Here is a 25858-nt window from a genome sequence, read left to right on the forward strand (position 1 = left end):
ATGGCTCGAACGCGCAACGAACTCGCTGCCCGGGTTGCCCAGGAACTCGAGAACGGACAGTACGTCAACCTCGGGATCGGCATGCCCACGCTGATCCCCAACTACATCCCCGACGGCGTCGAGGTGGTGCTGCACTCCGAGAACGGGATCCTCGGCGTCGGCCCGTACCCGGCGGAGGACGCCGTGGACCCCGACCTCATCAACGCCGGCAAGGAGACCGTCACGGCCAATGCGGGCGCTGCGTTCTTCGACTCGGCGTCGTCCTTCGGCATGATCCGCGGTGGGCACGTCGACGTCGCGGTGCTGGGGGCCATGGAGGTCGCCCGGAACGGGGACCTCGCGAACTGGATGGTGCCCGGCAAGATGGTCAAGGGGATGGGCGGGGCGATGGACCTCGTGTTCGGCGCCAAGCGCGTGATCGTCATGATGGAGCACGTGGACCGCGCCGGCCGGCCGAAGATCGTGGACTCCTGCTCGCTGCCGCTGACAGGCAAGGGCTGCGTGGACCGGATCATCACGGACCTCGCCGTGATCGACGTCGAACCGGACGGCCTGGTGCTGCGCGAGACCGCTCCCGGCGTGAGCGCGGAGGACGTCGTCGCGGTCACCGGGGCGCCCCTGCGCATCGATCTCGGAGGAGTTGCGGCGTGAGTGGTGAAGCGTCCGGGAGCCGGGACGCAGGTCCCGGAGCTCCCGCCGGCACGGCGACCGAGCGCACCACCGCCGATCGCCCCGTGATCGAGCAGCGCGGGCTGTACTTCGACGAGCTCACCGTCGGCACCATCTACGCCCACCGCCCTGGCCGGACACTGACCGAGGCGGACAACGTCCTCTTCACCACGCTGACCATGAACACCCAGGCCCTGCACCTCGACGCCGCCTGGTCGGCGGGACAGCCGTTCGGCCGGCGGCTCGTGAACTCGATGCTGACGCTCGCCACCCTCGTCGGCCAGTCCGTCTCGCAGCTCACGCAGGGCACGCTCGTGGCGCAGCTCGGACTCACCGACGTCGCCTTCCCGAAGCCGCTCTTCCACGGCGACACCCTGTACACGGAGACCGAGATCACCGGTGTGCGGCCGTCGTCGTCCCGCCCCGGGCAGGGCGTCGTGTCGATGGCCCACACGGGGCGGAACCAGCACGGCGAGACCGTGGCGACGGCGACCCGCAGCGTCCTCATGTGGTCCTCGACGGCGCACCGGGCAGGGCGGGCATGAGCGGCATCATCCTGGGCCCGGCCCTGCTGTTCTGCCCCGCGGACCGGCCCGAACGCTACGCGAAGGCGGCGGACCGGGCGGACACCGTCATCCTCGACCTCGAGGACGCCGTCGCACCCGCCGCGAAGGAGGGGGCGCGCGCGGCGCTCGCCGGATCGACGCTCTCCCCGGACCGCACGGTGGTGCGCCTCAACGCCGTCGGGACGCCGGACTTCACCCTGGACTGCGAGGCCGTCGGCCGCACCGCCTACCGCACGGTCATGCTCGCCAAGACGGAGTCGCCCGAGGACATCGGCGCCGTCCGGGCCGCCCTGGGTGACGTGGATGTCATCGCGCTGTGCGAGACAGCGCGCGGCGTCGTGAACGCCGTGGACATCGCCCGGACCGACGGCGTCAGCGCGCTCATGTGGGGAGCGGAGGACCTCGTTGCGTCCCTCGGCGGGACCTCGAGCAGGACGCCCTCAGGCACCTACCGCGCGGTGGCCCTGCACGCGCGCTCGCAGGTCCTGCTCGCTGCGGGGGCCGCCGGCCGGCAGGCGATCGACGCCGTCTATGTGGACATCGCCGATGTGGAGGGCCTTGCCGCGGAGGCCGACGACGCCATCGCCTCGGGTTTCGCCGCGAAGGCGTCAATCCACCCGGGCCAGGTCGCCGCGATCCGCGCCGCGTTCGCACCCGACGCCGAGGAGGTGGAGCACGCCCGCGCCCTGCTCGCGGCTGCCGAGCACGAGCGCGGTGTCTTCACGTACGAGGGGCGCATGGTGGACGAGCCCATCCTCCGCCACGCCCGCAGCATCCTGGGCCGGGCGGATCGCAGCTGAGGGGTTGTGCCCGGCGTCGATTTCCGTACGCTGGGGCGATGCAGCCGCTGCGGTACTCCATCAACCTCACCCTGGACGGCTGCTGCGACCACCGTGCAGGTGAGACGGACGAGGAGCTGCACCGCCATGCGGTGGAGAATCTCGAGCGGGCCGATGCACTGCTGTTCGGTCGTGTGGCCTACGAAATGATGGAGTCCGCGTTCCGCGGTCCGGCGCACGCAGGTGTAGGGCCTGCGTGGACGGAGCCCTTCGCACGAACGATCGATGCGGCGCGGAAGTACGTCGTGTCCAGCACCCTGGAGCGCGTCGACTGGAATGCCGAACTGCTGCGCGGCGATCTGGCAGAGGCGGTGCTGGAGCTCAAGCAGGCGCCGGGCAAGGGGTTGTTCACGGGAGGGGTGACGCTCCCTCTCGCACTGGCGGAGCTCGGTCTGATCGACGAGTACGAGTTCGTGGTGCACCCACGGATCGCAGGCCACGGCCCCACGCTCTTCGCCGGGCTGACGAAGTGGCTGGACCTGCGGCTCGTGGACCGGCAGGAGTTCGGCTCAGGAGCTGTGGCACTGCGGTACGAACCGCGAAGGTGAGCAGCAGGAGCCGGGCGGATGGGCTCCGTGAATGCTTCGGACCGCTAGACCGCTAGACCGCTAGACCGCTCGGCTGTCGGGTCCGGCCGGGGTCGGTAGCCCACGCTGCCGCGACCGCCCTTCACGACCCGCCCTTCACGACCTCGAATCCACTCTTCAGGGATCCGTACCTCCAGCACCAGCCCCACGGGAACTCACACGCGCCCTTCAGGACCTGCAGGTGCCTTCAGAACGGCGGCAAGGCGTCGGCCGGGTGGGTCGGTTCAGTGCTCCGTGCGCTGGCGAGGTCGAGCAGCACCTTCGTGGTGGCCGAGGGGCCCGGGCCGCAGGGCGGCGGTTCGGGCCGTGTCGTATAGGTACGGCCACCCGGTGACAGCCAGGTGAGTGCACCGTCGGGACCGGGCCGCGGCGTCCAGTCCGTCTGGTGCTTGAGCATGTGGTGTCGCCTGCAGGCGGGATACAGATTGTCCGGACCGGTCGATCCGGCGTCGGCCCAGGCGATCAGATGATCGAGGTCACAGCGGCTGGCGGGACGCGAGCAGCCGTAGAAGCTGCAGGTCCTGTCCCTGAGGTGGACCCACGTCCGGAGGTCCTCGCTCGGACGATACCGGGTCCGGTCCAGGCCGAGGACGGCGCCGGTGAAGGGATGGGTGAGCAGGCGGAGCCATGAGGTTGCTCCTGCAGCCAGCGTCCTCGCTGCATCGGGTGGGATGGGACCGTAGCCCTCCAGCTCCGCCGGCTCATCGGTGATCCCCATGAGCGAGAACACCGGAACCGTGACCACGATCTTCGCCGAGGGGGACGGCGCACCCATGGCGGTTCGGCTGTCCTCGGAACCGGGCCCGCAGTGGCAGCTCTCCCGGGAGGCGCCTGCTACATCGGTGGTGCCTCCGCTGCTGAAGAGCATGCCCGCCAGGACATCGGCCCGCAGTTGGGGCAGCGTCCGTGGATCATCCCCGGACCGGAGCGTGCGGGCGGCAGCGTCGACCGTGGTGTGGAGTGCGAGCGCCTGCTCCGCCGGGAGGAAGGCGTTTAACCACGCCATCCCGTCGCGATCCGGCTCGAACACGACGCACCGGTCCGATGCCGCCTTCACCCGTCGGGCTGTCAGCGACTCCGGGTGCAGCTTCTCCCTCACCCGTCGGCACCTCGCCGTCAGCTTCGGCCGGTTCAGATCACCTGCGGTCTCGAGGATCTCTGCCTCGAAGGCGTGCACGGCCTCGTCGGGAAGGGTTCGGGATTGCTCCACGATGACCGACGTCCGCGCGGGGCAGATCTCGCCCGCTTCGAGGGCCTCCAGGGTGTCGGTCAGCTCACCGGTCAGCGCCAGCGATTCCGAGACGAGCCGCGCGGCGGAGCCTTCGGACAGCTTCAGCAGTGCCGCGGTCTCCACGACCGTCTCGGTAAATGCGAGGGACGATGACCGGCCCGACCACGTGTGGTGCTCACGATCGCTGAACGTATGGACCCGAGCGACCAGGCGGGCCCGCCTGGCGGCCGCCCAGGACGCGAGGCGGTCGGCCGCACGCAGCAGGTCGAGCGTGTCACCGAGGCCGGAGGTGGCCGCGATCATCGGGTCATCCTGCAACCGCGCCACCAGGCCGTACGGCGACGCTTCCTCGACGCGGGTACGCGCATGCTCGTCGATCCCGGTGTCGTCTGCCCCTGACTCGTCCATCATGCCCAGGACCTCGTCGAACGCCTCCGCAGGCCAGCCCCAGGTCGCCTCGTCGTAGGCGTCCTCCAGGGTCTGCAGCGATCCGATGGACATACCTCATTCCATCACCCGACTCCGACACTATCGCTGCCCGCCGGAGGCCTGAAGCGACGGTTCCCGCGGCCCCGATGCCAGCCCCGCGCCGCGGTGCCACCCGGCGCCGCGAGGCCGACGCCGGGCACCAGACTGACGTGCGCGCGTGGAGCGGGCGCAAGCGACCACGCACCACCCATGCCCGAGCCACGACCTGGGCGCAGCCCGAGTGTCGTCCGAGCGCCTACCCGGGTCACCCACGCCCGGCTCCCGACCGGGCTCGGAGGGAGTGCCGACCGCCGGTCTGCGGGATACTGGGGCCATGGATTTCAGCAACCCCACCCGCGAGCACCGGCGCGTCTCCATCCTCGGCTCCACCGGCTCGATCGGCACCCAGGCACTCGACGTGATCGCCGCCGCCCCGGACCGCTTCAGCGTCGCCGGGCTCAGCGCGGGCGGGCGGAACCTGGACCTCCTCGCCCGCCAGGCCGTCGCCGTCCACGCGCCCGCCGTCGGGGTCGCGTCCGCCACCGAGTCCGAGCTCGAGCACGCCATCGGAGCCGCTGCCGACGCCGCCGGCGTCTCGGGCTACGCTCCGCAGCTCTTCGCGGGGGACGGCGCCGCGGCGAGCATCGCCGCGTGGCCCGATGCCGACGTCGTCCTCAACGGCATCACCGGATCCATCGGCCTCGAGCCGACCCTCGCCGCGCTCGCCGCCGGGCACCTGCTCGCGCTCGCCAACAAGGAATCTCTGATCGCCGGGGGAGCCCTCGTGCGGGCCGCCGCCGCCCCCGGACAGCTCGTACCCGTCGATTCCGAGCACTCGGCCATCGCCCAGGCCCTGCGCGGAGGGACGGCGGACGAGGTGGACCGCCTCGTCCTCACGGCGTCGGGCGGCCCGTTCCGAGGCCTCACCCGCTCGCAGCTGCGGAACGTCACCCCCGCGCAGGCCGTCGCCCACCCCACGTGGGACATGGGCCGCGTGATCAGTACCAACTCGGCCTCGATGGTCAACAAGGCCCTCGAGGTCGTCGAGGCACATCTGCTCTTCGACATCCCGCTGGAGCGGATCGACGTCGTCGTCCACCCTCAGTCCGTGATCCACTCGATGGTCCAGTTCATCGACGGCTCCACACTGGCACAGGCCTCACCGCCGGACATGCGGCTCCCGATCGCCCTCGGTATGGGCTGGCCGTTCCGGGTGCGGGGATCGGCGAAGGCCTGCGACTGGAGGCGCCCCGCCGAATGGAACTTCGAGCCCCTCGACGAGGAGGCCTTCCCCGCCATCACCCTCGCCAAGCGGGCCGCGGCCGAGGGCGGCACCCTCATGGCCGTGTACAACGCCGCGAACGAGGAAGCCGTGGACGCCTTTCACAGGGGAGCCATAGGTTTTCCTGACATCGTGGACACGGTGTCCGCCGTGGTCGACGACCAGCGCGCGCAGGATCCCGCAGGCGGCGCCGGAGGCGAGCTCACGCTCGCCGCGGTCCTCGAGGCCGAGCGGTGGGCACGCACGAACGCCCGGGCCCGTTGTGGGCTCGGAGACCCGCCGCGGGACTCGCTGCCGACGGCGGCGGCCGCAGAGGAAGGCCAGAAGGAAAAGCTGTGACTGTTCTGTTGTTCATCGTCGGGGTGCTCTTCGTCGTCCTCGGGATCGCCGCCTCGATCGCGCTGCACGAGGTGGGACACCTCGTGCCCGCGAAGCTCTTCAAGGTCCGGGTCACCCAGTACATGGTGGGGTTCGGCCCCACCGTCTGGTCGCGCCGCCGCGGGGAGACCGAGTACGGGTTGAAGGCGATCCCCGCCGGCGGGTATGTCTCGATGGTCGGCATGTTCCCGCCCGCCGCGACGGAGGACGGCGCCGTCCGCCCGTCCAGTACCGGCGTCTTCCAGCAGCTCACCAACGACGCGCGGCAAGCCGCGGCGGAGCAGCTGCAGCCGGGCGACGAGAACCGTGTCTTCTACAGGCTGCCCATCTGGAAGCGGATCATCATCATGATGGGAGGTCCGCTGATGAACCTCCTGATCGGGACGGTGCTGTTCGCCGTCCTCCTCATGGGATTCGGTACCGCGCAGCCCACCACCACGATCGCCTCCGTGTCCGAGTGCGTGGTCCCGGCGAGCCAGCAGGCCGAGACCGGCCAGACGGAGTGCGGCGCCGACGATCCCGCCGCTCCCGCCTACGAGGCGGGCCTCCTGCCGGGGGACCGCGTGGTCACCTTCGACGGCCGGGACGTCACGAGCTGGGACGAGCTCTCCGGCTGGATCAGGGACGCGGCCGGACGCGAGGTGGGCATCAGCTACGTGCGGAACGGCGAGACCGTCGACTCGACCATCACGCCCCTGCTGACCGAGCGGCCCGTGGTCGCGGCGGACGGCACGGCGGAGGTCGACGACGAGGGCGACACCGTGATGCAGGAGGTGGGCTTCATCGGCGTCGGATCGACGCAGGAGCTCGTCCCGCAGCCCGCGGGTGCTGTGCTTCCCGCCGTCGGCGACTCGCTCGCGCGCGTGGCCGGGGTGGTGCTGAACCTCCCGCAGCGCGTCGTGGAGGTCGGGCAGGCCGCCTTCTCGGACGCACCCCGTGATCCCGAGGGGCCCATCAGCGTGGTGGGCGTGGGACGGATCGCGGGCGAGATCTCCGCCATGGAGGAGATCCCCGTGGCATCGCGTGCCGCGACGCTGATCGGACTGGTGGCCGGGGTGAACCTGGCCCTGTTCGTGTTCAACCTCATCCCGCTTCTCCCGCTCGACGGCGGCCACGTGGCCGGCGCGCTGTGGGAGGGCCTCCGACGGACCGTCGCCCGCCTGTTCGGGCGACCGGATCCAGGCCCGTTCGACATGGCCAGACTCCTGCCCCTCACCTATGCCGTCGCGATCCTGCTGATGGGCATGGGTGTCCTGCTGATCTACGCGGACATCGTGAAGCCGGTCGACCTCTTCGGCTGATTGGTTGTAAATCGAATTTCAACCTCATATGGTTGATCAGTGTTCGTCCTCACCATCGACCAGGCCCGTAGCCGGAGCTCGGCCGACCGCATCCCGGAACTGCTGGACCTCCTCGCCGCGGTTCCGACGGTCCTGCCGTGGGAGCGCTCCGTCGGCGACGAGGCCCAGGGTGTCGTAGCCGATGCGGCCGCTGCCGTCGACGCCGTCCTGCTCTGCCTGCGCGCCGGTGGCTGGTACATCGGCATCGGCATCGGTGAGGTGGAGCAGCCCTACCCGCGCTCGCCGCGGGAGGCCCGTGGATCGGCTTTCGTCGCGGCCCGGCACGCCGTCGAGCGCGCCAAGAAGACGGGGGAGCGGGCGCCCCTGGCCGTGGAGGCGTCCGACGCCGGAGGCCCTGCTGCTGCCGAGGCGGAGGGAGTGCTCGCCCTGCTCGGCCGGCACGTCCTGGAGCGCTCGGAGGCCGAGTGGCGCATCATCGATCTCCTGCAGCCCGGCAAGCGCGGCACCCAGACCGCCGTCGCCCGCACCCTGGGGATCAGCCCGCAGGCCGTGAGCAAGGCCGCCGCCCGGGCCGCCTGGCACGAGGAGCACGCCGTCCGGCCTGCCGCGGCGCGGCTCCTGGCCTGGGCCGACGCCGACAGGTAGGGCCGGCGACAGGCTGTCTGGGGGTGCGGTGCTGTAGATATGGATCAGACACCGGCAGGACACGGAGGAGGTTCGGTGGACGCACTGTGGATCGTGGCGGCGCTGGTGGTGGCGGGCGGTGTCGGCCTGCCCGTGACCATGCTCGTGCTGCGCCTGGCGCGCTCCGTGGACACCGCCGAACGACGCCGCGCCGAGCTCCCGGAGCCCGCTGACCAGCCCCAGCTCGACCTCCCGGCACCGCCCGACCAGCCGCCCCGCGCGCCCGTCGACGCCCTGCCGCCGGGGGTGCTCCGCGGCGGACTCGTCATCGGCGTGCTCGAGCGCCTCGCGGTGACCGTCGCGATCCTCGGCGGCCAGCCCGTCGCGATCGCCTACGTGGTGGCCGTCAAGGCCCTGGGCCGCTACGCCGAACTGAAGGAGACCCCGGCGGCCGCTGAGCGGTTCATCATCGGCACCCTGACCTCCATGCTGTGGGCCGCGGGGGTCGCGACCCTCGTCAAGGTCTACCTGCTGTAACTCACGTAGGGTGAGCCCATGAGCATTTTCGCCGTCGAGTACGTCTACAGCCCCGACCACGAGGACCTCCGCGCCGAGCACCGGCCGGCGCACCGGCAATGGCTCGAAGAGCTCGTCGGCCAGGGCCGCGTCCTCGCCTCCGGGCCCTTCGCCGACGGCAGCGGCGCACTGCTGCTCTTCACCTCCGAGAGCGAGGCGGACCTCAGCCGGCTGGTCGGGCAGGACCCCTTCGCCCGTGCGGGAGCGATCTCCGCCGTGAAGGCCACCGAATGGAATCCCATCATCGGGGCCTTCCGCGACCACGTGTGACGTGCATCGCCACCGCGCCCCGGACCGCCGGGGCGGGTGGATAATGAAAAAAAGATTCTCGTCGGATGTGCGGTCAAGGCCGCCAGCATGGAGGAAGTTTTGACCTCGGTCAGCCTAGGAATGCCAGCAGCGCCCCCACCGGTCCTCGCGCCCCGTCGCAAGACCCGCCAGATCAAGGTCGGTTCGGTGGGCGTCGGATCGGACTCACCGATCAGCATCCAGTCGATGACCACGACGCCGACCACGGACATCAACGCCACGCTCCAGCAGATCGCCGAGCTGACGGCGACGGGCTGCGACATCGTCCGCGTGGCCTGCCCGTCGGCCGACGACGCGGCAGCCCTGCCGATCATCGCGAAGAAGTCGCAGATCCCCGTGATCGCGGACATCCACTTCCAGCCGAAGTACGTGTTCGCCGCGATCGACGCCGGATGTGCCGCGGTCCGCGTGAACCCGGGCAACATCCGCAAGTTCGACGACCAGGTCAAGCAGATCGCCGACGCGGCCAAGGCCGCGGGCACCTCGATCCGCATCGGCGTCAACGCCGGTTCCCTCGACCCGCGCCTCATGCAGAAGTACGGCAAGGCCACGCCCGAGGCGCTCGTCGAATCCGCGGTCTGGGAGGCGTCGCTCTTCGAGGAGCACGACTTCCACGACTTCAAGATCTCCGTCAAGCACAACGACCCCGTGATCATGGTGCGGGCCTACGAGCTCCTGGCGGAGCGCGGCGACTGGCCCCTGCACCTCGGGGTCACCGAGGCCGGTCCCGCCTTCCAGGGCACCATCAAGTCCGCCACGGCCTTTGGGGCCCTGCTCTCCAAGGGCATCGGCGACACCATCCGCGTGTCGCTCTCCGCCCCGCCGGTCGAGGAGGTCAAGGTCGGAGCGCAGATCCTGCAGTCGCTCAACCTGCGCCCCCGCAAGCTCGAGATCGTCTCCTGCCCCTCGTGCGGCAGGGCCCAGGTGGATGTCTACACGCTCGCCGAGGAGGTGACCGCCGGCCTCGAAGGCATGGAGGTCCCCCTCCGCGTGGCCGTGATGGGCTGCGTCGTCAACGGTCCCGGCGAGGCCCGCGAGGCCGACCTCGGCGTCGCGTCGGGCAACGGCAAGGGCCAGATCTTCGTTCGCGGCGAGGTCATCAAGACCGTCCCCGAGGACCAGATCGTAGAGACCCTCATCGAGGAAGCCATGCGGCTCGCAGAGGAAATGGGTGAGTCCGATGGCGAAACTGCTGGCCAGGGTGGCCCCATGGTTACCGTCAGCTAGGGCGCAGGCCGACCCCGAGGGCCCCTGGTCCTTCCGCGTCCTCGGGGAGGAGGACACCCGGGACCTCTGGGCCATCGTGAACGACGATCCCGTGGCCAATGTCTTCGTCGCCTCCCACCTCGAATCCATGGGCAGCGCCGCACCCTCCTTCTCGGGCGGCGAGATCATCGGCATGTTCCGCCACCACGAGCTGCGTGCCGCGTGCTGGGCGGGCGTCAACCTCGTGCCCGTCGGTGTCACGGACGAGACCGGTGCCATCTTCGGGGACCACCTCGGTCGGTCGGGGCGCAGCTTCTCGTCGATCTTCGGTCTCTCCGAGGGCGTGATGGACCTCTGGTCCACGTTCGAGGACTACAGTGCCGAGCCGTTCGACGTCCGCCCCACCCAGCCGCTCATGTCCATCGACACGGACCCGCTCATCCCGCCGGCGACCGACCTCCGGTTCACCCGGCCGGAGGAGCTCGATCGGCTCCTGCCCGCCTGCGCGGCGATGTTCGAGGAGGAGGTGGGCTACTCGCCGTTCATCGGCGGGTCGGAGCACTACCGCCGCCGCGTCGCCTCCCTCATCAGCCGGAAGCACTCGCTCGCGGCGTTCGACGACTCCGGGCAGGTGGTCTTCAAGGCCGAACTCGGCACGGTGTCCTCCCAGGCCGTGCAGGTGCAGGGCGTGTGGATGAACCCGGACCACCGCGGCAGGGGACTGAGCGCCGCGTACATGGCCGGCGTCGTCGTCGCCGCCCGGGCCCTGGCGCCCACCGTGAGCCTCTACGTGAACTCCTACAACGCCCGTGCCATCGCCGCGTACAAGCGCGTGGGCTTCGACCAGGTGGACACCTTCGCGACCATCCTCTTCTGAGCCGCGGCCTCCGGGGCCGCCGGGCCGGTGGGGGAGCAGGTGCAGGGGCCGGACCCGCTAGATTGGTACCTGTTGTTTCCTGCCGGACGGCGGGAGAGTGAATGGCAGTGCTCTATCGAATACGAACGGACACCCGCGTGGTCTTACGACTCTCGACCCTTTTCCTCCGCACCCTGCGTGAAGACCCCGCCGACGCCGAAGTCGCCAGCCACCGCCTCCTGGTGCGTGCCGGCTACATCCGGCGTGCGGCACCCGGGATCTACAGCTGGCTGCCGCTGGGCCTGAAGGTCCTCGCCCGCGTCGAGGGGATCATCCGCGAAGAGATGGAGGCCATCGGCGCGCAGGAGGTCCACTTCCCGGCGCTGCTGCCCAAGGAGCCCTACGAGGCGACCAACCGCTGGACCGAGTACGGCGACGGCATCTTCCGCCTGAAGGACCGCAAGGACGCCGACTACCTCCTGGCGCCCACCCACGAGGAGATGTTCACGCTGCTCGTGAAGGACCTGTACACCTCGTACAAGGACCTGCCCGTGAGCCTGTTCCAGATCCAGACCAAGTACCGCGACGAGGCCCGGCCCCGCGCGGGCCTGCTGCGCGGACGCGAGTTCATCATGAAGGACTCCTACTCGTTCGACATCGACGACGAGGGCCTCGAGGCGAGCTACCAGCTCCACCGCGGCGCCTACCTGCGGATCTTCGAGCGCCTCGGCCTCGAGGTGGTCCCCGTGACCGCCACCGCGGGCGCCATGGGCGGCTCCCGGAGCGAGGAGTTCCTGCACCCCACCGCCATCGGCGAGGACACCTTCGTCCGCTCCGAGGGCGGCTACACGGCGAACGTCGAGGCCGTCACCACTGTGGTGCCCGACGCCGTCGACTTCACCGACGCACCCGCAGCGGAGGTCCGCGACACCCCCGACACCCCGACCATCGACACCCTCGTGGACCACGCCAACGCCGCAGTGGCACGGGGCGACCGGCCGTGGACGGCCGCGGACACCCTCAAGAACGTGGTCCTCGCCGCCGTGCTGCCCACGGGTGAGCGCGAGATCGTCGTCGTCGGCGTGCCCGGGGACCGAACAGTGGATCTCAAGCGCATCGAGGCGAACATCGCCGGCCACCTCGAGACGGGCGGCGAGGTGGCCGTCGAGGCCGCCGGCGAGGAGGACCTGAAGAAGCACCCGGGCCTCGTCAAGGGCTACATCGGGCCCGGCCTCGCGCTGGACGCCGCCGTGCTCGGCGCCGAGGGGACCACGGGCCTCCGCTACCTCGTCGATCCCCGCGTGGTCAGCGGCACCTCGTGGATCACCGGTGCCAACGAGCAGGGCCGCCACGTCTTCGGCCTTATCGCGGGCCGCGACTTCACCTGGGACGGGGTCATCGAGGCCGTCGAGGTCCGCGAGGGCGACGAGGCACCGGACGGCTCCGGACCGCTCGTCGCCGCGCGCGGCATCGAGATGGGCCACATCTTCCAGCTCGGCCGCAAGTACGCGGACGCGCTCGGGCTCAAGGTCCTGGACCGCAACGGGAAGCTGGCGACGGTCACCATGGGCTCCTACGGGGTCGGCGTCACGCGCGCCATCGCCGCCCTCGCCGAGTCCAACCACGACGAGCGCGGCATCATCTGGCCCCGCAACGTCGCGCCCGCCGACGTGCACATCGTCGCGACCGGCAAGGGCACCGAGGTGTTCGAGGCGGCCGAGAAGCTCGCCGCAGAGCTCGAATCGGCCGGCCTGACCGTGCTGTACGACGACCGCCCCAAGGTCTCCCCGGGCGTCAAGTTCGGGGACGCCGAGCTCATCGGCGTGCCGACGATCGTCGTCGTCGGCCGCGGCCTCGCCGACGGTGTCCTTGAGGTCAAGGACCGCCGCACGGGCGAGGCCCGGAACGTCGCCGTGGACGAGGCCGCCGCGCTGCTGCGCGAGCTCACCGGCCACTAGGCCGCGGTGGTCTCGGGACTCGAGGAGCTGCACCTCGCCACGATCCTGCTGGTCCTCGTCGCCGGGTTCGCCGCGGGCTGGGTGGATGCCGTCGTCGGGGGAGGAGGGCTGCTGCAGCTGCCGGCCCTCCTGCTGGTGCCCGGCATCACGCCCGTGGAGGCCCTGGCGACCAACAAGATGGGTTCCATCTTCGGGACGACGACGAGCGCCGTCACCTACTACCGGAGGGCCCATCCGGATCTGCGCACGGCGCTGCCCATGGCGGGCGTGGCCCTTCTCGGCAGTTTCGGCGGGGCGGTCCTCGCCGCCTCGCTGCCGTCCTCGGTGTTCAAGCCGATCATCGTGGTGGCGCTCGTGGCCGTGGCCGTGTTCACGGCCCTCAAGCCCTCCGTGGGGACGCTGACGCAGCTGCGGCACCAGGGAGCGCGGCACTACTGGACGGCCGGCGCGATCGGCCTGGTCATCGGCTTCTACGACGGGCTGATCGGGCCCGGCACCGGATCCTTCCTGATCATCGCGATGGTCACGCTGCTGGGCTACAACTTCCTCGGCGCCAGCGCGAAGGCGAAGATCGTGAACATGGCCACCAACTTCGGTGCGCTGATGTTCTTCCTGCCCCACGGGTCCATCCTTTGGGGACTCGGCCTCCTGCTCGGCCTCGCCAACATGGTCGGCGGCTACACCGGATCCCGGATGGCCATCAGCCAGGGCAGCAGGTTCATCCGGATCGTGTTCCTCGTGGTCGTCGGGGCCCTGATCCTCAAGCTCGGCTCCGACGTCTGGGTGGAGAACATCCGTCCGTGGATGGACGCGGCGTCCTGACCCCCTGCGCCTAGAGGGCGGGCAGCCCGGTGACCGGCGGCAGCCCGTCCAGCGTCCGCCCCAGCACGGAACTCGCCACCCAGAGCGACCGCTGCGCGTCGCCGGTCAGGCCGTGTCCGAGGTAGGACAGGGCGTTCCGGACCTCCCGGACCACCGTCCACCCGTGTGCCAGTTCCGTGTCGAGCCCGGCGGCGGCCGACAGGGCCGTGCCGTGCGCCCGGAGGTGCCCGGCGGGATCGCCGGCGTCGAGCTCGTCGAGACGGTTCCACAGCATGGGGGCCAGCGCGTACTCGGCGTCGCCGAGCACCGGCTTCGGGTCGATCGCCGTGAAGTCCCGCACCTGCCCGGGCGACGACGGCAGCAGGTTGGCGTAGTGCAGGTCGGAATGCACGAGTACGTCGTGATCGGATCTCCTGCCCACCGCGCCGCGCGACTGGCACACCTCGAGCGCGGCCTCCATCAGCCACCGCGGGAACGGTTCGCCGAGCTCGCTCCACCGGGCCGGCAGCGTGTCCGTCCACTGTTCCGCGGCGGGGGCCAGGTGGGGGATGGCTGCCCAGGTCGCACTGTCCCCCGGCCGGATGGACAGCTGCCGCACCACGGCGCCCCACGGCCCGGGGGTCGCATCGAGGGGCACGTCCCGGAGGGAGGAATCGCCGTCGAGGCGTGCGAGCAGCAGCGCGAAGTCCGGGCGCGACGCTGCGAGGAGCCGCACCGCGCCCGTCCCGTCCCACAGCTCCAGGGCATCGGGTTCCGGCAGAGCCTCGTCGTGCGGGATGGTGAGCTTGAGGACGCCCTGCCGCGCTTCCCCGCCCGCAGGGAGCACCACGGGCACGACGACGGCGCACCGACCGGCCCACGCGGGCTGCCCGGGCGGCAGGTCCAGGGCGAGGTCCCAGTCCGCGAGCCGGTCCGCGAGCAGGTCCCGCCAGTCCCGCAGCCACCGTGCCCCTCCAACGATGGTCCGGGCACTCTCCACGAGGCGTCGCGGGAGATCCGGGAGCGTCTCCGGTGCCGCCGCGGCGGAGCTCCCGGGGGTGTGGCCGTGCTGTCGATCCGGCCGTCGATCGTCCCGCTCCTCGTCGGGCCTGGTGTCCGCCCCGCTAGCCATCGGCTGGCTCCTCCTGCCCCGCGGCCCCGGACGGCGTGGTGCTGCCCGCCGCGCCGTCCTCCAGCGCCGGGAACGTCCCCAGGCCGGTACCGGCATCGAGGCTCCGCTGGGCTGCAGCGTTGAAGGCGGCGACGGCCCATGGCCGGGTGTCGGGCCCGACGGCGGGGATGAGGTCCGCGTACAGCGCGGCGTGGTCCTGTTCGAGTTCACGCAGGGCCAGGGCCGGGTCGGTCCGGAAGGCAGGTCCGATCGCGAAGCCGGCAGGGGCCGGGGTGACCGGGGTGCACAGGTCCGCGAGCCGCCGGGCGGCGGCGTCGGCTGCCGCCCGGTGCACGGTCGAGCGGGCCAGCAGGGCCGGCGGATCCGGGAGCAGCGCGGCCGCGACCTCGTAGCCGAAGCGCGCCCGATCCTCCGCCAGCTTCGCGCCGAGCAGGGCCTTGCGGTCGGCCTCCGACCCCCGCGGTGTTCCGGCGCAGTCGCCGGGGACCGCGCCGTCGCCCGCTCCGGGACCGGCCGCGAGCACTGCTGCGGGTGGAGTGGAGTCCGGGCCGGACGAGGCGGACCCGGCGAACAGGCCCGTCCCGCCGGCGAGATCCCCGGCAGGGAGCGCATCGGCGGACGGCAGGCCGGTGTCGATGCCGAGGGCAGCGCCCAGCAGCACCGTGTGCCGCCACTGGTTCGCGCCGGCGGCTGCGAGGACGCGGGCGGGGCCCGGCTCGGCTTCGACGGCATCACGCAGGCTCCGGAGGGCGCTGTCCCGGAGCAGGTCGAACACCTGCCGTCCGTCCACCGGTGCAGGAGCAGGTGCCGGAGGAGCGGGATCGGTGGCCGACGTCTCCGGGGACGGGGATGCCGGGGAGGATTCCGGCGCCGCGGGGGAGCGGGGCAGGGCGACGGCGGCGGCCTGCGCGGAGAGGTCGTCGGCGACCGCCACCAGGGCGGGTGCGAGCGCCGGGTCCGCCGCAGCGGCCTCCCGGGCGTCCGCGGCCAGCGCACGGTACCGTCCCTCGGCGTCGAGCTGTACCTGTTCGGCGGCCGAGTAAACCGGAACCTGGGGCTCGGACGGGGTCATGCCGACCCCGATGCCGACCACGAGGAGGACCACCACGAAGAGGCCGACGAGCCTCGACGCCCACCGGCCGATCCTCCGCACGCCGGAGGTGGTGCTGCCGCCCCGCCCCTGCCGTCCGCCTGCATCCGCCCGCCTGATCACAGTTCCCGATGATCCCACGGCAGTCCGGGTTTCACCCGGCCATACACCCGGGGTCGCGGAATGTCGGTACTCTTGGGAGACAACATCATCGAGTGGGAGGCAGTCATGGCGGTCCGGTCCGGGAACGAAAAACATGCCTCGACCCGCAGGTCTGCCGTGGAGGCCGAACTGCAGGTTGAAGCACAGCGCCTGCGGACCAGGCTGCAGCCCGTCGTGGAGGAGCACGATCTCTACCTCGAGGACGTCGAGGTCAAGGTCGCCGGCTCCCACCGCACCGTCCACATCGTCGTCGACCTGCCCGAGGATGCCACGGGAAGCGTAGGACTCGATGTGATCTCCGCCATCTCCTCGGACCTGTCCGCGGCCATGGACAGCGACCCCGAGGACGACGACCGCCCGTACAGCCTCGAGATCTCCTCGCCCGGCGTTTCACGCCCCCTCACGGAGCCGCGGCACTGGCGCCGCAACGTGGGACGCATGGTCGAGGTCAAGCCGGCGACCGGCGACACCGTCGTCGGACGCCTTCAGGACGTCACCGCCACGGGGATCCGGCTGATCCCCCAGCTGCCGGTCAAAAAGGGCATGAAGCCCAAACTGGGCGATCCGCTCGCCCTCGAGTTTTCCAAGATCCGCAAGGGGACCGTTCAGGTCGAATTCGCGCATCTTGAGGATGAACACCACGAGAACAGCGAGGGTGCCGAACCGGATGACTCCGGCGCCGAGCACCTCGCGTAAGGAGAACCACATGGACATCGACATGAGCGCATTGAGGCTGCTCGAGCGTGAACGCGAGATCCCGCTGGACAAGCTGGTCCCCACGATCGAGCAGGCACTGCTGATCGCGTACCACCGCACCCCCGGAGCGCACGAGACCGCACGGGCCGAGCTGGACCGCCGAAACGGGCACGTCACCATCTGGGCCACCGAGAAGGACGACGACGGCGAGGCCGTCGGCGAGTTCGACGACACGCCCAGCGGGTTCGGCCGCATCGCGGCCAGCACCGCGCGCCAGATCATCCTCCAGCGCCTGCGCGACGCCGAGGACGACAACATCCTCGGGGAGTTCCGCGGCAAGGAGGGCGAGCTCGTCGCGGGCATGATCCAGCAGGGCACCAACCCGCACATGATCCAGGTGAACCTGGGCTCGGTCGAGGCCGTGCTGCCGCCGCCCGAGCAGGTCCCGGGGGAGAAGTACCTGCACGGCACGAGGCTGCGCGCGTTCGTCGTCGACGTCCACCGCGGCATGAAGGGCCCCTCGATCACCCTGTCCCGCTCGCACCCGGGCCTCGTGCGGAAGCTCTTCGAACTCGAAGTACCCGAGATCGCCGACCGGACGGTCGAGATCGTCGCCCTCGCCCGCGAGGCCGGTCACCGCACCAAGATCGCGGTGAAGGCGAACGTGCCCGGCGTCAACGCCAAGGGCGCGTGCATCGGCGAGATGGGCACCCGCGTGCGCGCCGTGATGAATGAGCTGAACGACGAGAAGATCGACATCGTCGACTACAACGACGACGCCGCCTCCTTCATCGCCAGTTCCCTCTCGCCGTCGCGCGTGACGTCGGTGACGATCACGGACGAGGCCACGAGGTCCGCGCGCGTCGTCGTGCCGGACTATCAGCTCTCGCTCGCGATCGGCAAGGAGGGCCAGAACGCCCGCCTCGCCGCGAAGCTCACGGGCTGGCGGATCGACATCGTCTCCGACGCCGCCAAGCCGGCGCAGGCGGCCAAGGCCTAGCGGACCGGTCTGCCGACCGGACCGGAAGGGGTAGAATAGAGGTGACTGCTGTGAAGTCGCGCCCGGAAGGCTCCGTTGTCCGACGAGAGTCCGGGCAGCACCCGGAGGGGCATCATCCGATACGCACCTGCGTGGGATGCCGCCGGCGCGATCGCCAGTCACACGTGATGCGGGTTGTCGTACAACCGATCGACGGGATCCAGATCGCCGTCATCGATGAGCGGCGCCGGCTATCCGGACGGGGCGCCTGGCTGCACCCCGATCCGGCATGCATGGAAACCGCCGTCAAGCGGAGAGCCTTTTCGAGGGCCTTCCGCGGGCCGGTGGACACTGCGCAGTTGGCAGCGGACTTCCAGGCATCCCTGGAGCGTCGAGAAGGACGCCCCGATTCACCACCGTCCTCCCTGAAAGCGGGTCAGAACCCTCATGGAAACCCGATGAGCACCCAGCGATGAGTGCGCAACGATGACCCATCAGTTGCGCTCTGCATTCGATCGTCCAGGCGCCCCGGCGGCTGGGATCAGCAGTAGGAAATAGACGGTTCGTGCCTGGCTCGGTGCGGACCGAGACAGGAGAAATGTGGCCAAGGTCCGCGTACATGAGCTCGCGAAAGAGCTCGGTATAACCTCGAAAGACGCAGTTGCGAAACTGCAGGAACTGGGCGAGTTCGTCCGTTCAGCCTCGTCCACTATCGAGGCCCCCGTCGTGAAGAAGCTTCGCGGCGCATTCCCCGACAGCGGCGGCGCGAAGACCGCCCCCGCACCGTCACGCCCTGCGGCCCCCGCGCCGTCGGGTCCCAAGCCGGGCGCTGCCCAGGCAGCTCCCGAGGCACCCGCCCCGGCCGCGCCGGCAGCACCCACGACTCCCGCAGCTCCGGCAGCACCGGCAGCACCGGCCCCGGCCGTCCCGCAGGCATCCCCGTTCTCGAACGGATCCGCCCCGGCGGAAGCCCCGGCCCCTGCCGCACCGGAGACCCCCGCGCCCGCCCCGCAGGCAGGCCAGGGCGGCCCGACGCCGGGAACGCGCCCTGCGCCCCGCCCGGCGACGCCGCCCGCAGCTCCCTCGGCAGGCACCCGTCCCACGGGCGCCCGTCCCGGTGGCGCACCCCGTCCGGGCAACAACCCCTTCGCCCCCTCACAGGGCATGGGCTCCCGTCGCGGCGACACCGATCGTGGTGCCGACCGCACGTCCGAGCGTCCCCCGCGCCCGGGCAACAACCCCTTCGCTCCGTCGCAGGGCATGCCCCGTCCCGGTCGTCGTGACGACGCCGGTGCCGGTGGACCCCGTCCCGCTGCCGGTGCCGGTGGACCCCGCCCGGCCGCCGGTGCCGGTGGACCCCGTCCGGCCGCCGGTGCCGGTGGACCACGCCCGGGTGCACCGCGCCCCGGCGCTCCCCGCCCCGGAGCCCCGGGCTCGCGTCCCACTCCCGGCATGATGCCCAACCGCACCGAACGCCCCGCTGCCCCCGGCCGCGGAGCACCCGGTGCAGGAGCCGGTCCGCGACGCGGACCCGGCGGAGCGCCGAACAGCCCCAGCGGAGCACCCGCCGGCGGCGGCTTCGGCAAGGGCACCCGCGGACGCGGCGGCACAGCCGGCGCCTTCGGCAAGGGTGGAGCAGGCCGCGGCAAGCAGCGCAAGTCCAAGCGTGCGAAGCGGCAGGAACTGGAGCAGATGTCGGCTCCTTCGCTGGGTGGCGTGAGCGTACCCCGCGGAGACGGCAACACCATCGTCCGCCTGCGCCGTGGTTCGTCCATCACGGACTTCGCCGACAAGATCGAGGCGAACCCCGCCGCACTGGTCACCGTGCTGTTCCACCTCGGTGAGATGGCAACGGCCACCCAGTCGCTGGACGAGGACACCTTCGAGGTGCTCGGGACCGAGCTCGGCTACAAGATCCAGGTCGTCTCGCCCGAGGACGAGGAGCGCGAGCTCCTCAGCAGCTTCGACATCGACTTCGAAGCCGAGCTCGAGGCCGAGGGCGACGAGGACCTCGAGGTCCGCCCGCCCGTCGTCACGGTCATGGGCCACGTCGACCACGGTAAGACGCGACTGCTCGACGCGGTCCGCAACACCAAGGTCGTCGAGGGCGAGCACGGTGGCATCACCCAGCACATCGGTGCCTACCAGATCCAGCACGTCCACGAGGACACCACGCGCGCCATCACCTTCATCGACACCCCGGGCCACGAGGCGTTCACCGCCATGCGTGCCCGTGGCGCGAAGGTCACGGACATCGCGGTGCTCGTCGTCGCCGCGGACGACGGCGTCATGCCGCAGACCGTGGAGGCGCTCAACCACGCGCAGGCGGCCAACGTGCCGATCGTGGTGGCCGTCAACAAGATGGACAAAGAAGGCGCGAACCCGGACAAGGTCAAGGGCCAGCTCACCGAGTACGGCCTCGTGCCCGAGGAATACGGTGGCGACACCATGTTCGTCCACGTGTCCGCGCTGCAGGGCATGGGCATCGACGACCTCCTCGAGGCCGTCCTGCTCACGGCCGACGCCGCCCTCGACATGCGGGCCAACCCGAACAAGGACGCCCGCGGTATCGCGATCGAGGCCAACCTCGACCGTGGTCGGGGTGCCGTCGCGACGGTGCTCGTGCAGTCCGGAACGCTGAACGTCGGAGACACCATCGTCGCCGGTACGGCCCACGGCCGTGTGCGTGCGATGTTCGACGAGAACGGCGACATCGTCACGAAGGCGGAGCCGTCGCGTCCGGTCCAGGTCCTGGGTCTGTCCAACGTGCCCCGCGCCGGTGACACGTTCTTCGTCACCGACGACGAGCGCACCGCCCGCCAGATCGCCGAGAAGCGTGAAGCGGCCGACCGCAACGCGGCCCTCGCGAAGCGCCGCAAGCGCATCAGCCTCGAGGACTTCGACCAGGCCGTCGCCGAGGGCAAGGTCGACACCCTCAACCTCATCCTCAAGGGTGACGTGTCGGGTGCTGTCGAGGCCCTGGAGGACTCGCTGCTCAAGATCGACGTCGGAGAGGGCGTGCAGCTGCGCGTCATCCACCGCGGCGTCGGTGCGATCACGCAGAACGACGTCAACCTGGCAACGGTCGACAACGCGATCATCATCGGCTTCAACGTGAAGCCGGCGGAGCGCGTGGCGGACCTCGCCGAGCGTGAAGGCGTGGACATGCGCTTCTACTCGGTGATCTACGCAGCGATTGACGACATCGAGCTGGCCCTCAAGGGCATGCTCAAGCCGGAGTACGAGGAGGTGCAGCTCGGAACCGCAGAGGTCCGGGAAGTGTTCCGTTCCTCGAAGTTCGGCAACATCGCCGGTTCGATCGTCCGGTCGGGCATCATCCGCCGCAACACGAGGGCGCGTGTCCTGCGCGACGGCAAGGTCATCGGGGACAACCTCTCCGTGGACTCGCTCAAGCGGTTCAAGGACGACGCCACCGAGGTCCGTACGGACTTCGAGTGCGGTATCGGCCTCGGGTCGTTCAATGATGTCAAGGAAGGCGACATCATCGAGACCTTCGAGATGCGGGAGAAGCCCCGCGTCTGACATGTCGGTCGGCGCAGGCGCCCTGGTTCCACCGGGGCGCCTGCGCCATTCGTACCCTCAGGACCCCCAGGGTCCCCATCCGCTTCAGTAGGAGTATCAGCAATGGCAGATCCGGCCCGCGCCGCGCGGCTCGCGCAGCGCATCAAAGTCATCGTCGCAGAGGCGCTCCGGCGCCGCGTGAAGGATCCGCGGCTGGAGGCGGTCACCATCACGGATGCCCGCGTCACCAACGACCTCCAGCACGCGACCCTGTACTACACGGTGCTGGGCGATGCCGAGGAGCAGCAGGCCACCCGGGTGGCCCTCGAGTCCGCGCGCGGCGTGCTGCGCTCGGAGGTCGGGAAGAACATCACGGCGCGCCTCACCCCGACGCTCGAGTTCGTCCCCGACGAGGTGCCGGTCAACGCCAGCCACCTCGAGGAGCTGCTGCAGAAGGCGCGCGAGCGCGACGCCGAAGTAGCGGCGATCGCCCAGGGCGCCGACTTCGCGGGCGACGCGGACCCGTACCGTACGTCCGAGGACGACGAGGCGGGACGCTAGTCCCCCCGCCGGACGTTCCCGTCCGGCACGCACCGAGAAGGCAGCCGACCCGCGGGTCGGCTGCCTTCTCGCATCTCCGCGCTCAGCCCTGCGGGGAGGGGAGCCGGGAGAGCCCCTCGACCAGTTCGTCCGTCCGGCCGCACAGGGCGATCCTGACCCACCCCTCGCCCATCGCCCCGAACGCCGTCCCGGGAGCCAGGGCGACGCCCCGTTCCGCCAGGAACCGCCGCGTCCATGCCCGCACGTCCCCGCCCGTGGCGTGGGACAGGTCGGCCCACAGGTAGAACGCCCCCCGGGCGTCGAGGTACGCGATGCCGCGTGCGTCGAGGACGGCGGTCGCCGCGTCGCGGTTGTGCCGGTAGTGCTCCAGGGCGGTGGCCACGTAGTCCTGCGGACCCGTCAGGGCGGCCAGGGCCGCGTACTGCGACGCCGCCGCGACGCAGGACACCGTGGCCTCCATGATGTTGCTCAGCAGCTGCTCCATGCCGGGCGGGGTGACCAGTGCGCCGATGCGCAGGCCCGTCAGGCCGTAGGTCTTGGACAGCGTGAGCGACGTGATGACGCGTGCCTCGTCCGCCTCCGGCACGGCCTCGGGCCCACCGGCGTCGAACCGCGCGGGGCTGACGTGCGGGACGTCGTAGGTGAAGGCCTCGTAGCACTCGTCCGAGATGATCCACAGGTCGTTCCGGTGGGCGAAGCGGACGAGCTCGCGCGTGAGGTCGGCGCCGAACACCGAGCCGAGCGGGTTCGACGGCGAGTTCAGCATGAGCACCTTCGTCCGCTCGGTGACGAGCCGCTGCAGGTCCTCGATGCGGGGCTGGAAGCCGTGGTGGGGCACGAGGGGGTACGGCACGGGGACGCCGCCCAGCAGGCCCACCGTCATGGTGAACGTGGGATAGCCCGGGTCCGGGATCAGGACCTCGTCGCCGGTCCCGATGAGGGTACTGAGGGCCAGGTGCAGTCCCTGCTGGGCTCCCGCGACGACGAAGACCCGGGAGGGGTCCTCCGCCACGCCGGCGAGGCGTGAGAACCGCTCGGCGAAGGCGGCCCGCACGGGGGCCAGGCCCGCATTGGGCGTGTAGTTGGTGTCGTCCCTGTCCAGGGCGGCCATGCCGGCCTCGAGCACGTGGCGCGCCACCGGGAAGCCCGGTTCCCCGATGCTGAGGACGATGGAATCCGGCGTCGCCCACGCCGCCTGCGTGATCTCGCGGATCTGGTTGACGGGGACATTGACCACGCGGGACGGAGCAGAAGGCATAGGCAGGATGGTATCGCGCACCCGACCACCAGGACGGGCGGGGACGGCCGGGGAGGCGCAGTGGATCCGCGGACGGCCGGTGGCGCGGCGCCGCCGGGCATCGGCCCATATACTGGGAGGCGTGAATTCCGGGCAGGTCCACTCAGGGCTGATCATCGTGGACAAGCCTCAGGGCTGGACCAGCCATGACGTCGTGGGGCGGCTGCGCCGGCTCGCGGGAACGCGGAAGGTCGGCCACGCCGGGACCCTCGACCCGATGGCGACCGGCGTCCTCGTGATCGGCATCAACCGCGCGACGCGCCTGCTGACCTTCATCGTGGGCACCTCGAAGACGTACACCGCGACGATCCGCCTCGGCCAGTCGACCATCACGGACGACGCCGAGGGCGAGGTCACCGGCGGCAGCATCGCCGCCGCCGTGACGGAGGAGGAGATCCGCGCCGCGGTCGCCGCACTGACGGGCGAGATCCAGCAGGTGCCGAGCAGCGTGAGCGCCATCAAGGTCAAGGGCGAGAGGTCCTACGCCCGCGTCCGCTCAGGGGAGGAGGTGGACCTCCCCGCGCGCCCCGTCACCGTCCACCGCTTCGACATCTCCGCGATCCGAAGGGTCAGCAACGGGCGCCTGCAGGACGTCGACGTCACGGTCGAGTGCAGCTCCGGCACCTACGTGCGTGCCCTGGCACGGGACCTCGGGAACGCCCTCGGGGTCGGCGGGCACCTGACGGCCCTCCGCCGCACGAGGGTCGGCCCGTACTCGATCGACCAGGCCCGCACCCTCGACCAGCTCGCGGAGGACCTGGCGGTCCTCCCGCTCGACGCCGCCGGACGCGCCCTGTTCCCCGTCCGCGAGCTCACGGAGGCGGAGGCCGCCGACGTCTCGCACGGCCGGCGCATCGGACCGACCAGCGACGCCGACGTCCCCGTGGCGGCGTTCGCCCCCGACGGCACGCTCGTGGCGCTGCTCGAGAACCGCGGCGGGGCCGCCCGGACCGCGCTGGTGTTCGCGCCGGGCGGGCAGGACTAGCCATGGACCCCTTCTTCCTCATCGGGGCACTGGTCTGCGCCGTGGCCGCCCTCCTCTGCATCGGCGCAGCCCTGCTGCGGCAGCCCCCGAACGACATCACCATCCTCTCCGTCGCGGCCGTCGAACTCTTCCTGCTGGCCTACACGGTGGGAGCCGTCATCCGGCAGGTGACGGGTGAACCCGTGCTGGGGGAGGCCTGGGAGTTCTGGGGCTACCTCCTCACGGCGCTCCTGGTGCCCGTGGGCGCCTTCTGGTGGGCGATCCTGGAGAGGACGCGGTGGAGCAACTTCGTGCTCGCCGCAGCAGGGCTGACGGTGTTCGTCATGCTCTTCCGCATGGAGCAGATCTGGGACGGGGTGGCGGGACTGTGACGGACCCGAAGGACGAGGCGCAGACGGCGCAGGCGCAGGCGCAGACCGCAGCCGGTGCAGCCGGTGCTACCGGCGCTACCGGTGCCGGCGGCGCCGCGGACGGGGCGGGGACGAGCCGCGCGAGCGGGCCCGGGCGGCTCCTGGTGGCCGTGTACGGTGTGTTCGCCCTGGCGGCGACGGCACGGGCGGCCTTCCAGATCGCCACGAAGTTCGACGAGGCGCCGCTCGCGTACCTGCTCTCGGCGGTGGCGGCGGTGGTGTACATCGTCGCGACCGTGTCCCTGGCGCGCCGCGGCCCGCGGGCCTACCGGGTGTCGGTGGTGGCGGTGACCACGGAACTGGTGGGCGTCGTTGCGGTGGGGCTCCTCAGCGTCTTCGACGCACAGGCCTTCCCCCACGAGACCGTCTGGTCCGCCTTCGGCCGCGGCTACGGATTCGTGCCCCTCGTCCTGCCGATCCTCGGGCTGGTGTGGCTGGCCAGGAACAGGCCGGGCCGCGTCGCACGCTGACCCCCTCGTACCCGCACACCGGGTGCGGGCTGCCGGTGTCGGAGGATCGGCCGCCGGCGGTGCCCTGCACCGTGAGAGTATGGCCGAAGAGCATCATCCGGCCCGCCTCCAGGGAGTGACATGACCAGCAACAGCCCCGAGCACGAGAGCCCCTCCGCCTCCGGCGGGCGCGGCCGCGACGGTGCAGGACCGGCCGGGACGCCCCGGGAGCCGGAGCGGCCGGTGGCGCCGTCGACGCCGCCCTCCCGGCGGGCCGACACGACCGCGGCCGGAGACGCCACGGGTGCGACGACAGCTGCGACCACGGGCTCGACCACGGGCGCGACCACCCCGGCCCGGAGCGGGACCGCCCCCGCCAAGGGCAGGAAGCCGGGCAAGGGCTCCTCCTCGGGGGACGACTGGAACGTCTTCCGCACCGTCGTCGTCCTCGTGGGACTGGTCCTCGCCGCCTTCGGCGCGTACTACCTGATCCTCGGGACCGCGGGGCTGCCCGACACCGAGGCGGATCCCGTGAACCCCACCCTCGAGAGCCAGTTCCGGTTCTTCTCGGCCATGATGGTCGGCGTCGGCGCGGCCTTCATCACCATCGCCATCAAGTTCCAGTGGGCCAACATGCTCTGGCTCGTGTGCCTGATGGTCTTCATCGGCGGTATCGGGCGGGTGCTGTCCTGGGCCTTCTCCGGCACCCCCAACTACATCCTCATCATCCTCATGGTGGTGGAGCTCGCGTTCCCTCCGGCCCTGCTCGTCTGGCACAGGTACATCGCGAAGACCAGCGACCTCCGCCGGGAGTTCGCGCAGCGCGGCTGACCCCACGGCGCCCCTCCCGCCCGCCCGGAGGCCTCCCGCCGGGTCTGCAGCACACCCGCGGAGCCCTTCGGGCATGCCGCGCGATGCCGTCCG

Annotated in this window: 26 protein-coding genes; 22 read left to right on the plus strand and 4 right to left on the minus strand. The window is 71.1% G+C overall.

Annotated features, from left to right (window positions below):
* The 4 genes from QFZ50_RS03320 to QFZ50_RS03335 are packed head-to-tail and all read left to right on the plus strand — an operon-like array spanning position 1 to position 2622.
* On the plus strand, positions 1–651 hold the full coding sequence (locus tag QFZ50_RS03320; protein ID WP_307081890.1) for a CoA transferase subunit B: 651 nt from the start codon (positions 1–3) through the stop codon (positions 649–651).
* Positions 648–1214 (plus strand): MaoC family dehydratase, encoded by a 567-nt coding sequence (locus QFZ50_RS03325; RefSeq protein ID WP_373462241.1) that lies wholly within the window; start codon positions 648–650, stop codon positions 1212–1214. Before QFZ50_RS03320 ends, QFZ50_RS03325 begins: the two co-directional genes overlap by 4 nt.
* Positions 1211–2035, plus strand: a complete 825-nt coding sequence (locus tag QFZ50_RS03330) for an HpcH/HpaI aldolase/citrate lyase family protein (protein ID WP_307081892.1) — start codon at positions 1211–1213, stop codon at positions 2033–2035. The genes QFZ50_RS03325 and QFZ50_RS03330 overlap by 4 nt, the downstream gene beginning before the upstream one ends.
* A gap of 38 nt (positions 2036–2073) precedes the next feature.
* On the plus strand, positions 2074–2622 hold the full coding sequence (locus tag QFZ50_RS03335) for a dihydrofolate reductase family protein (RefSeq protein WP_307081894.1): 549 nt from the start codon (positions 2074–2076) through the stop codon (positions 2620–2622).
* Positions 2623–2848: 226 nt separating this feature from the next.
* Here the strand turns inward: QFZ50_RS03335 and QFZ50_RS03340 are convergent, their stop codons facing one another.
* Positions 2849–4393: an HNH endonuclease signature motif containing protein gene (locus tag QFZ50_RS03340; RefSeq protein WP_307081896.1), complete on the minus strand. Its 1545-nt coding sequence runs from the start codon at positions 4391–4393 to the stop codon at positions 2849–2851.
* A gap of 301 nt (positions 4394–4694) precedes the next feature.
* Here QFZ50_RS03340 and dxr point away from each other — a divergent pair, with 301 nt between their 5' ends.
* From dxr to QFZ50_RS03385, 9 genes are all read left to right on the plus strand, one after another.
* Positions 4695–5981, plus strand: coding sequence for a 1-deoxy-D-xylulose-5-phosphate reductoisomerase (gene dxr, locus QFZ50_RS03345; protein ID WP_307081898.1), 1287 nt, complete (start codon positions 4695–4697; stop codon positions 5979–5981).
* Entirely contained in the window at positions 5978–7321 is a 1344-nt protein-coding gene (locus tag QFZ50_RS03350) for a M50 family metallopeptidase (protein WP_307081900.1), read from the plus strand. Before dxr ends, QFZ50_RS03350 begins: the two co-directional genes overlap by 4 nt.
* A 39-nt stretch (positions 7322–7360) precedes the next feature.
* A complete protein-coding gene (locus tag QFZ50_RS03355; protein WP_307081902.1) occupies positions 7361–7966 on the plus strand; it encodes a MarR family transcriptional regulator in 606 nt (201 codons plus the stop codon).
* Between the two features lie 75 nt (positions 7967–8041).
* On the plus strand, positions 8042–8482 hold the full coding sequence (locus tag QFZ50_RS03360) for a hypothetical protein (protein ID WP_307081904.1): 441 nt from the start codon (positions 8042–8044) through the stop codon (positions 8480–8482).
* A gap of 18 nt (positions 8483–8500) precedes the next feature.
* Entirely contained in the window at positions 8501–8791 is a 291-nt protein-coding gene (locus QFZ50_RS03365) for a YciI family protein (RefSeq protein ID WP_307081906.1), read from the plus strand.
* A 99-nt stretch (positions 8792–8890) separates the two neighbouring features.
* Positions 8891–10057 carry a flavodoxin-dependent (E)-4-hydroxy-3-methylbut-2-enyl-diphosphate synthase gene (gene ispG / locus QFZ50_RS03370; protein ID WP_307086628.1) on the plus strand — a complete coding sequence of 389 codons (1167 nt, stop codon included), beginning with the start codon at positions 8891–8893 and terminating at the stop codon, positions 10055–10057.
* A complete protein-coding gene (locus QFZ50_RS03375) occupies positions 10011–10913 on the plus strand; it encodes a GNAT family N-acetyltransferase (RefSeq protein WP_307081908.1) in 903 nt (300 codons plus the stop codon). Before ispG ends, QFZ50_RS03375 begins: the two co-directional genes overlap by 47 nt.
* A 137-nt stretch (positions 10914–11050) precedes the next feature.
* Positions 11051–12850, plus strand: coding sequence for a proline--tRNA ligase (locus QFZ50_RS03380; RefSeq protein ID WP_307086630.1), 1800 nt, complete (start codon positions 11051–11053; stop codon positions 12848–12850).
* Between the two features lie 6 nt (positions 12851–12856).
* Positions 12857–13672: a sulfite exporter TauE/SafE family protein gene (locus tag QFZ50_RS03385; RefSeq protein ID WP_307081910.1), complete on the plus strand. Its 816-nt coding sequence runs from the start codon at positions 12857–12859 to the stop codon at positions 13670–13672.
* Between the two features lie 10 nt (positions 13673–13682).
* Here the strand turns inward: QFZ50_RS03385 and QFZ50_RS03390 are convergent, their stop codons facing one another.
* Together QFZ50_RS03390 and QFZ50_RS03395 are read right to left on the minus strand one after the other, a co-directional pair.
* Complete coding sequence (locus QFZ50_RS03390) at positions 13683–14783, minus strand: aminoglycoside phosphotransferase family protein (RefSeq protein ID WP_307081912.1); 1101 nt, start codon at positions 14781–14783, stop codon at positions 13683–13685.
* Positions 14776–15996 (minus strand): DUF4439 domain-containing protein, encoded by a 1221-nt coding sequence (locus QFZ50_RS03395; RefSeq protein WP_307081914.1) that lies wholly within the window; start codon positions 15994–15996, stop codon positions 14776–14778. The genes QFZ50_RS03390 and QFZ50_RS03395 overlap by 8 nt, the downstream gene beginning before the upstream one ends.
* A gap of 60 nt (positions 15997–16056) precedes the next feature.
* Here QFZ50_RS03395 and rimP point away from each other — a divergent pair, with 60 nt between their 5' ends.
* The 5 genes from rimP to rbfA all read left to right on the plus strand — a co-directional run bounded on the left by rimP (position 16057) and on the right by rbfA (position 21793).
* Positions 16057–16731 (plus strand): ribosome maturation factor RimP, encoded by a 675-nt coding sequence (gene rimP, locus QFZ50_RS03400; RefSeq protein ID WP_307081915.1) that lies wholly within the window; start codon positions 16057–16059, stop codon positions 16729–16731.
* Positions 16732–16741: 10 nt separating this feature from the next.
* Entirely contained in the window at positions 16742–17731 is a 990-nt protein-coding gene (gene nusA, locus QFZ50_RS03405; protein ID WP_307081917.1) for a transcription termination factor NusA, read from the plus strand.
* Between the two features lie 131 nt (positions 17732–17862).
* Entirely contained in the window at positions 17863–18186 is a 324-nt protein-coding gene (locus QFZ50_RS03410; protein WP_307086632.1) for a YlxR family protein, read from the plus strand.
* Between the two features lie 124 nt (positions 18187–18310).
* The gene (gene infB, locus QFZ50_RS03415; protein WP_307081919.1) at positions 18311–21253 is read left to right on the plus strand and encodes a translation initiation factor IF-2; all 2943 of its coding nucleotides are present in this window, start codon (positions 18311–18313) and stop codon (positions 21251–21253) included.
* A gap of 102 nt (positions 21254–21355) precedes the next feature.
* On the plus strand, positions 21356–21793 hold the full coding sequence (rbfA, locus tag QFZ50_RS03420) for a 30S ribosome-binding factor RbfA (protein WP_104050787.1): 438 nt from the start codon (positions 21356–21358) through the stop codon (positions 21791–21793).
* 82 nt (positions 21794–21875) lie between these two features.
* Here rbfA and QFZ50_RS03425 read toward each other — a convergent pair whose 3' ends face one another.
* A complete protein-coding gene (locus tag QFZ50_RS03425) occupies positions 21876–23051 on the minus strand; it encodes a pyridoxal phosphate-dependent aminotransferase (protein WP_307081922.1) in 1176 nt (391 codons plus the stop codon).
* A 121-nt stretch (positions 23052–23172) separates the two neighbouring features.
* Here QFZ50_RS03425 and truB point away from each other — a divergent pair, with 121 nt between their 5' ends.
* The 4 genes from truB to QFZ50_RS03445 all read left to right on the plus strand — a co-directional run bounded on the left by truB (position 23173) and on the right by QFZ50_RS03445 (position 25765).
* Positions 23173–24075 carry a tRNA pseudouridine(55) synthase TruB gene (truB, locus tag QFZ50_RS03430; protein WP_307081924.1) on the plus strand — a complete coding sequence of 301 codons (903 nt, stop codon included), beginning with the start codon at positions 23173–23175 and terminating at the stop codon, positions 24073–24075.
* A gap of 2 nt (positions 24076–24077) precedes the next feature.
* On the plus strand, positions 24078–24446 hold the full coding sequence (locus QFZ50_RS03435; protein WP_307081926.1) for a hypothetical protein: 369 nt from the start codon (positions 24078–24080) through the stop codon (positions 24444–24446).
* Positions 24443–24955, plus strand: a complete 513-nt coding sequence (locus QFZ50_RS03440) for a hypothetical protein (RefSeq protein WP_373462242.1) — start codon at positions 24443–24445, stop codon at positions 24953–24955. Before QFZ50_RS03435 ends, QFZ50_RS03440 begins: the two co-directional genes overlap by 4 nt.
* Positions 24956–25075: 120 nt before the next feature.
* Positions 25076–25765: a DUF4345 domain-containing protein gene (locus tag QFZ50_RS03445; protein ID WP_307081927.1), complete on the plus strand. Its 690-nt coding sequence runs from the start codon at positions 25076–25078 to the stop codon at positions 25763–25765.
* The last annotated feature ends 93 nt before the right edge of the window (positions 25766–25858 follow it).

The sequence above is a fragment of the Arthrobacter agilis genome, from assembly GCF_030816075.1.
In the GTDB taxonomy this organism is placed as follows: Bacteria; Actinomycetota; Actinomycetes; order Actinomycetales; family Micrococcaceae; genus Arthrobacter_D; species Arthrobacter_D agilis_E.

Coding starts and splice junctions, on each gene's coding strand:
- QFZ50_RS03320 (WP_307081890.1), top strand. CDS start 1: ATGGCTCGAACGCGCAACGAACTCGCTGCCCGGGTTGCCCAGGAACTC.
- QFZ50_RS03330 (WP_307081892.1), top strand. CDS start 1,211: ATGAGCGGCATCATCCTGGGCCCGGCCCTGCTGTTCTGCCCCGCGGAC.
- QFZ50_RS03335 (WP_307081894.1), top strand. CDS start 2,074: ATGCAGCCGCTGCGGTACTCCATCAACCTCACCCTGGACGGCTGCTGC.
- QFZ50_RS03340 (WP_307081896.1), bottom strand. CDS start 4,393: ATGTCCATCGGATCGCTGCAGACCCTGGAGGACGCCTACGACGAGGCG.
- dxr (WP_307081898.1), top strand. CDS start 4,695: ATGGATTTCAGCAACCCCACCCGCGAGCACCGGCGCGTCTCCATCCTC.
- QFZ50_RS03365 (WP_307081906.1), top strand. CDS start 8,501: ATGAGCATTTTCGCCGTCGAGTACGTCTACAGCCCCGACCACGAGGAC.
- QFZ50_RS03375 (WP_307081908.1), top strand. CDS start 10,011: ATGGCGAAACTGCTGGCCAGGGTGGCCCCATGGTTACCGTCAGCTAGG.
- QFZ50_RS03390 (WP_307081912.1), bottom strand. CDS start 14,783: ATGGCTAGCGGGGCGGACACCAGGCCCGACGAGGAGCGGGACGATCGA.
- rimP (WP_307081915.1), top strand. CDS start 16,057: ATGTCGGTACTCTTGGGAGACAACATCATCGAGTGGGAGGCAGTCATG.
- nusA (WP_307081917.1), top strand. CDS start 16,742: ATGGACATCGACATGAGCGCATTGAGGCTGCTCGAGCGTGAACGCGAG.
- rbfA (WP_104050787.1), top strand. CDS start 21,356: ATGGCAGATCCGGCCCGCGCCGCGCGGCTCGCGCAGCGCATCAAAGTC.
- QFZ50_RS03425 (WP_307081922.1), bottom strand. CDS start 23,051: ATGCCTTCTGCTCCGTCCCGCGTGGTCAATGTCCCCGTCAACCAGATC.
- QFZ50_RS03435 (WP_307081926.1), top strand. CDS start 24,078: ATGGACCCCTTCTTCCTCATCGGGGCACTGGTCTGCGCCGTGGCCGCC.
- QFZ50_RS03445 (WP_307081927.1), top strand. CDS start 25,076: ATGACCAGCAACAGCCCCGAGCACGAGAGCCCCTCCGCCTCCGGCGGG.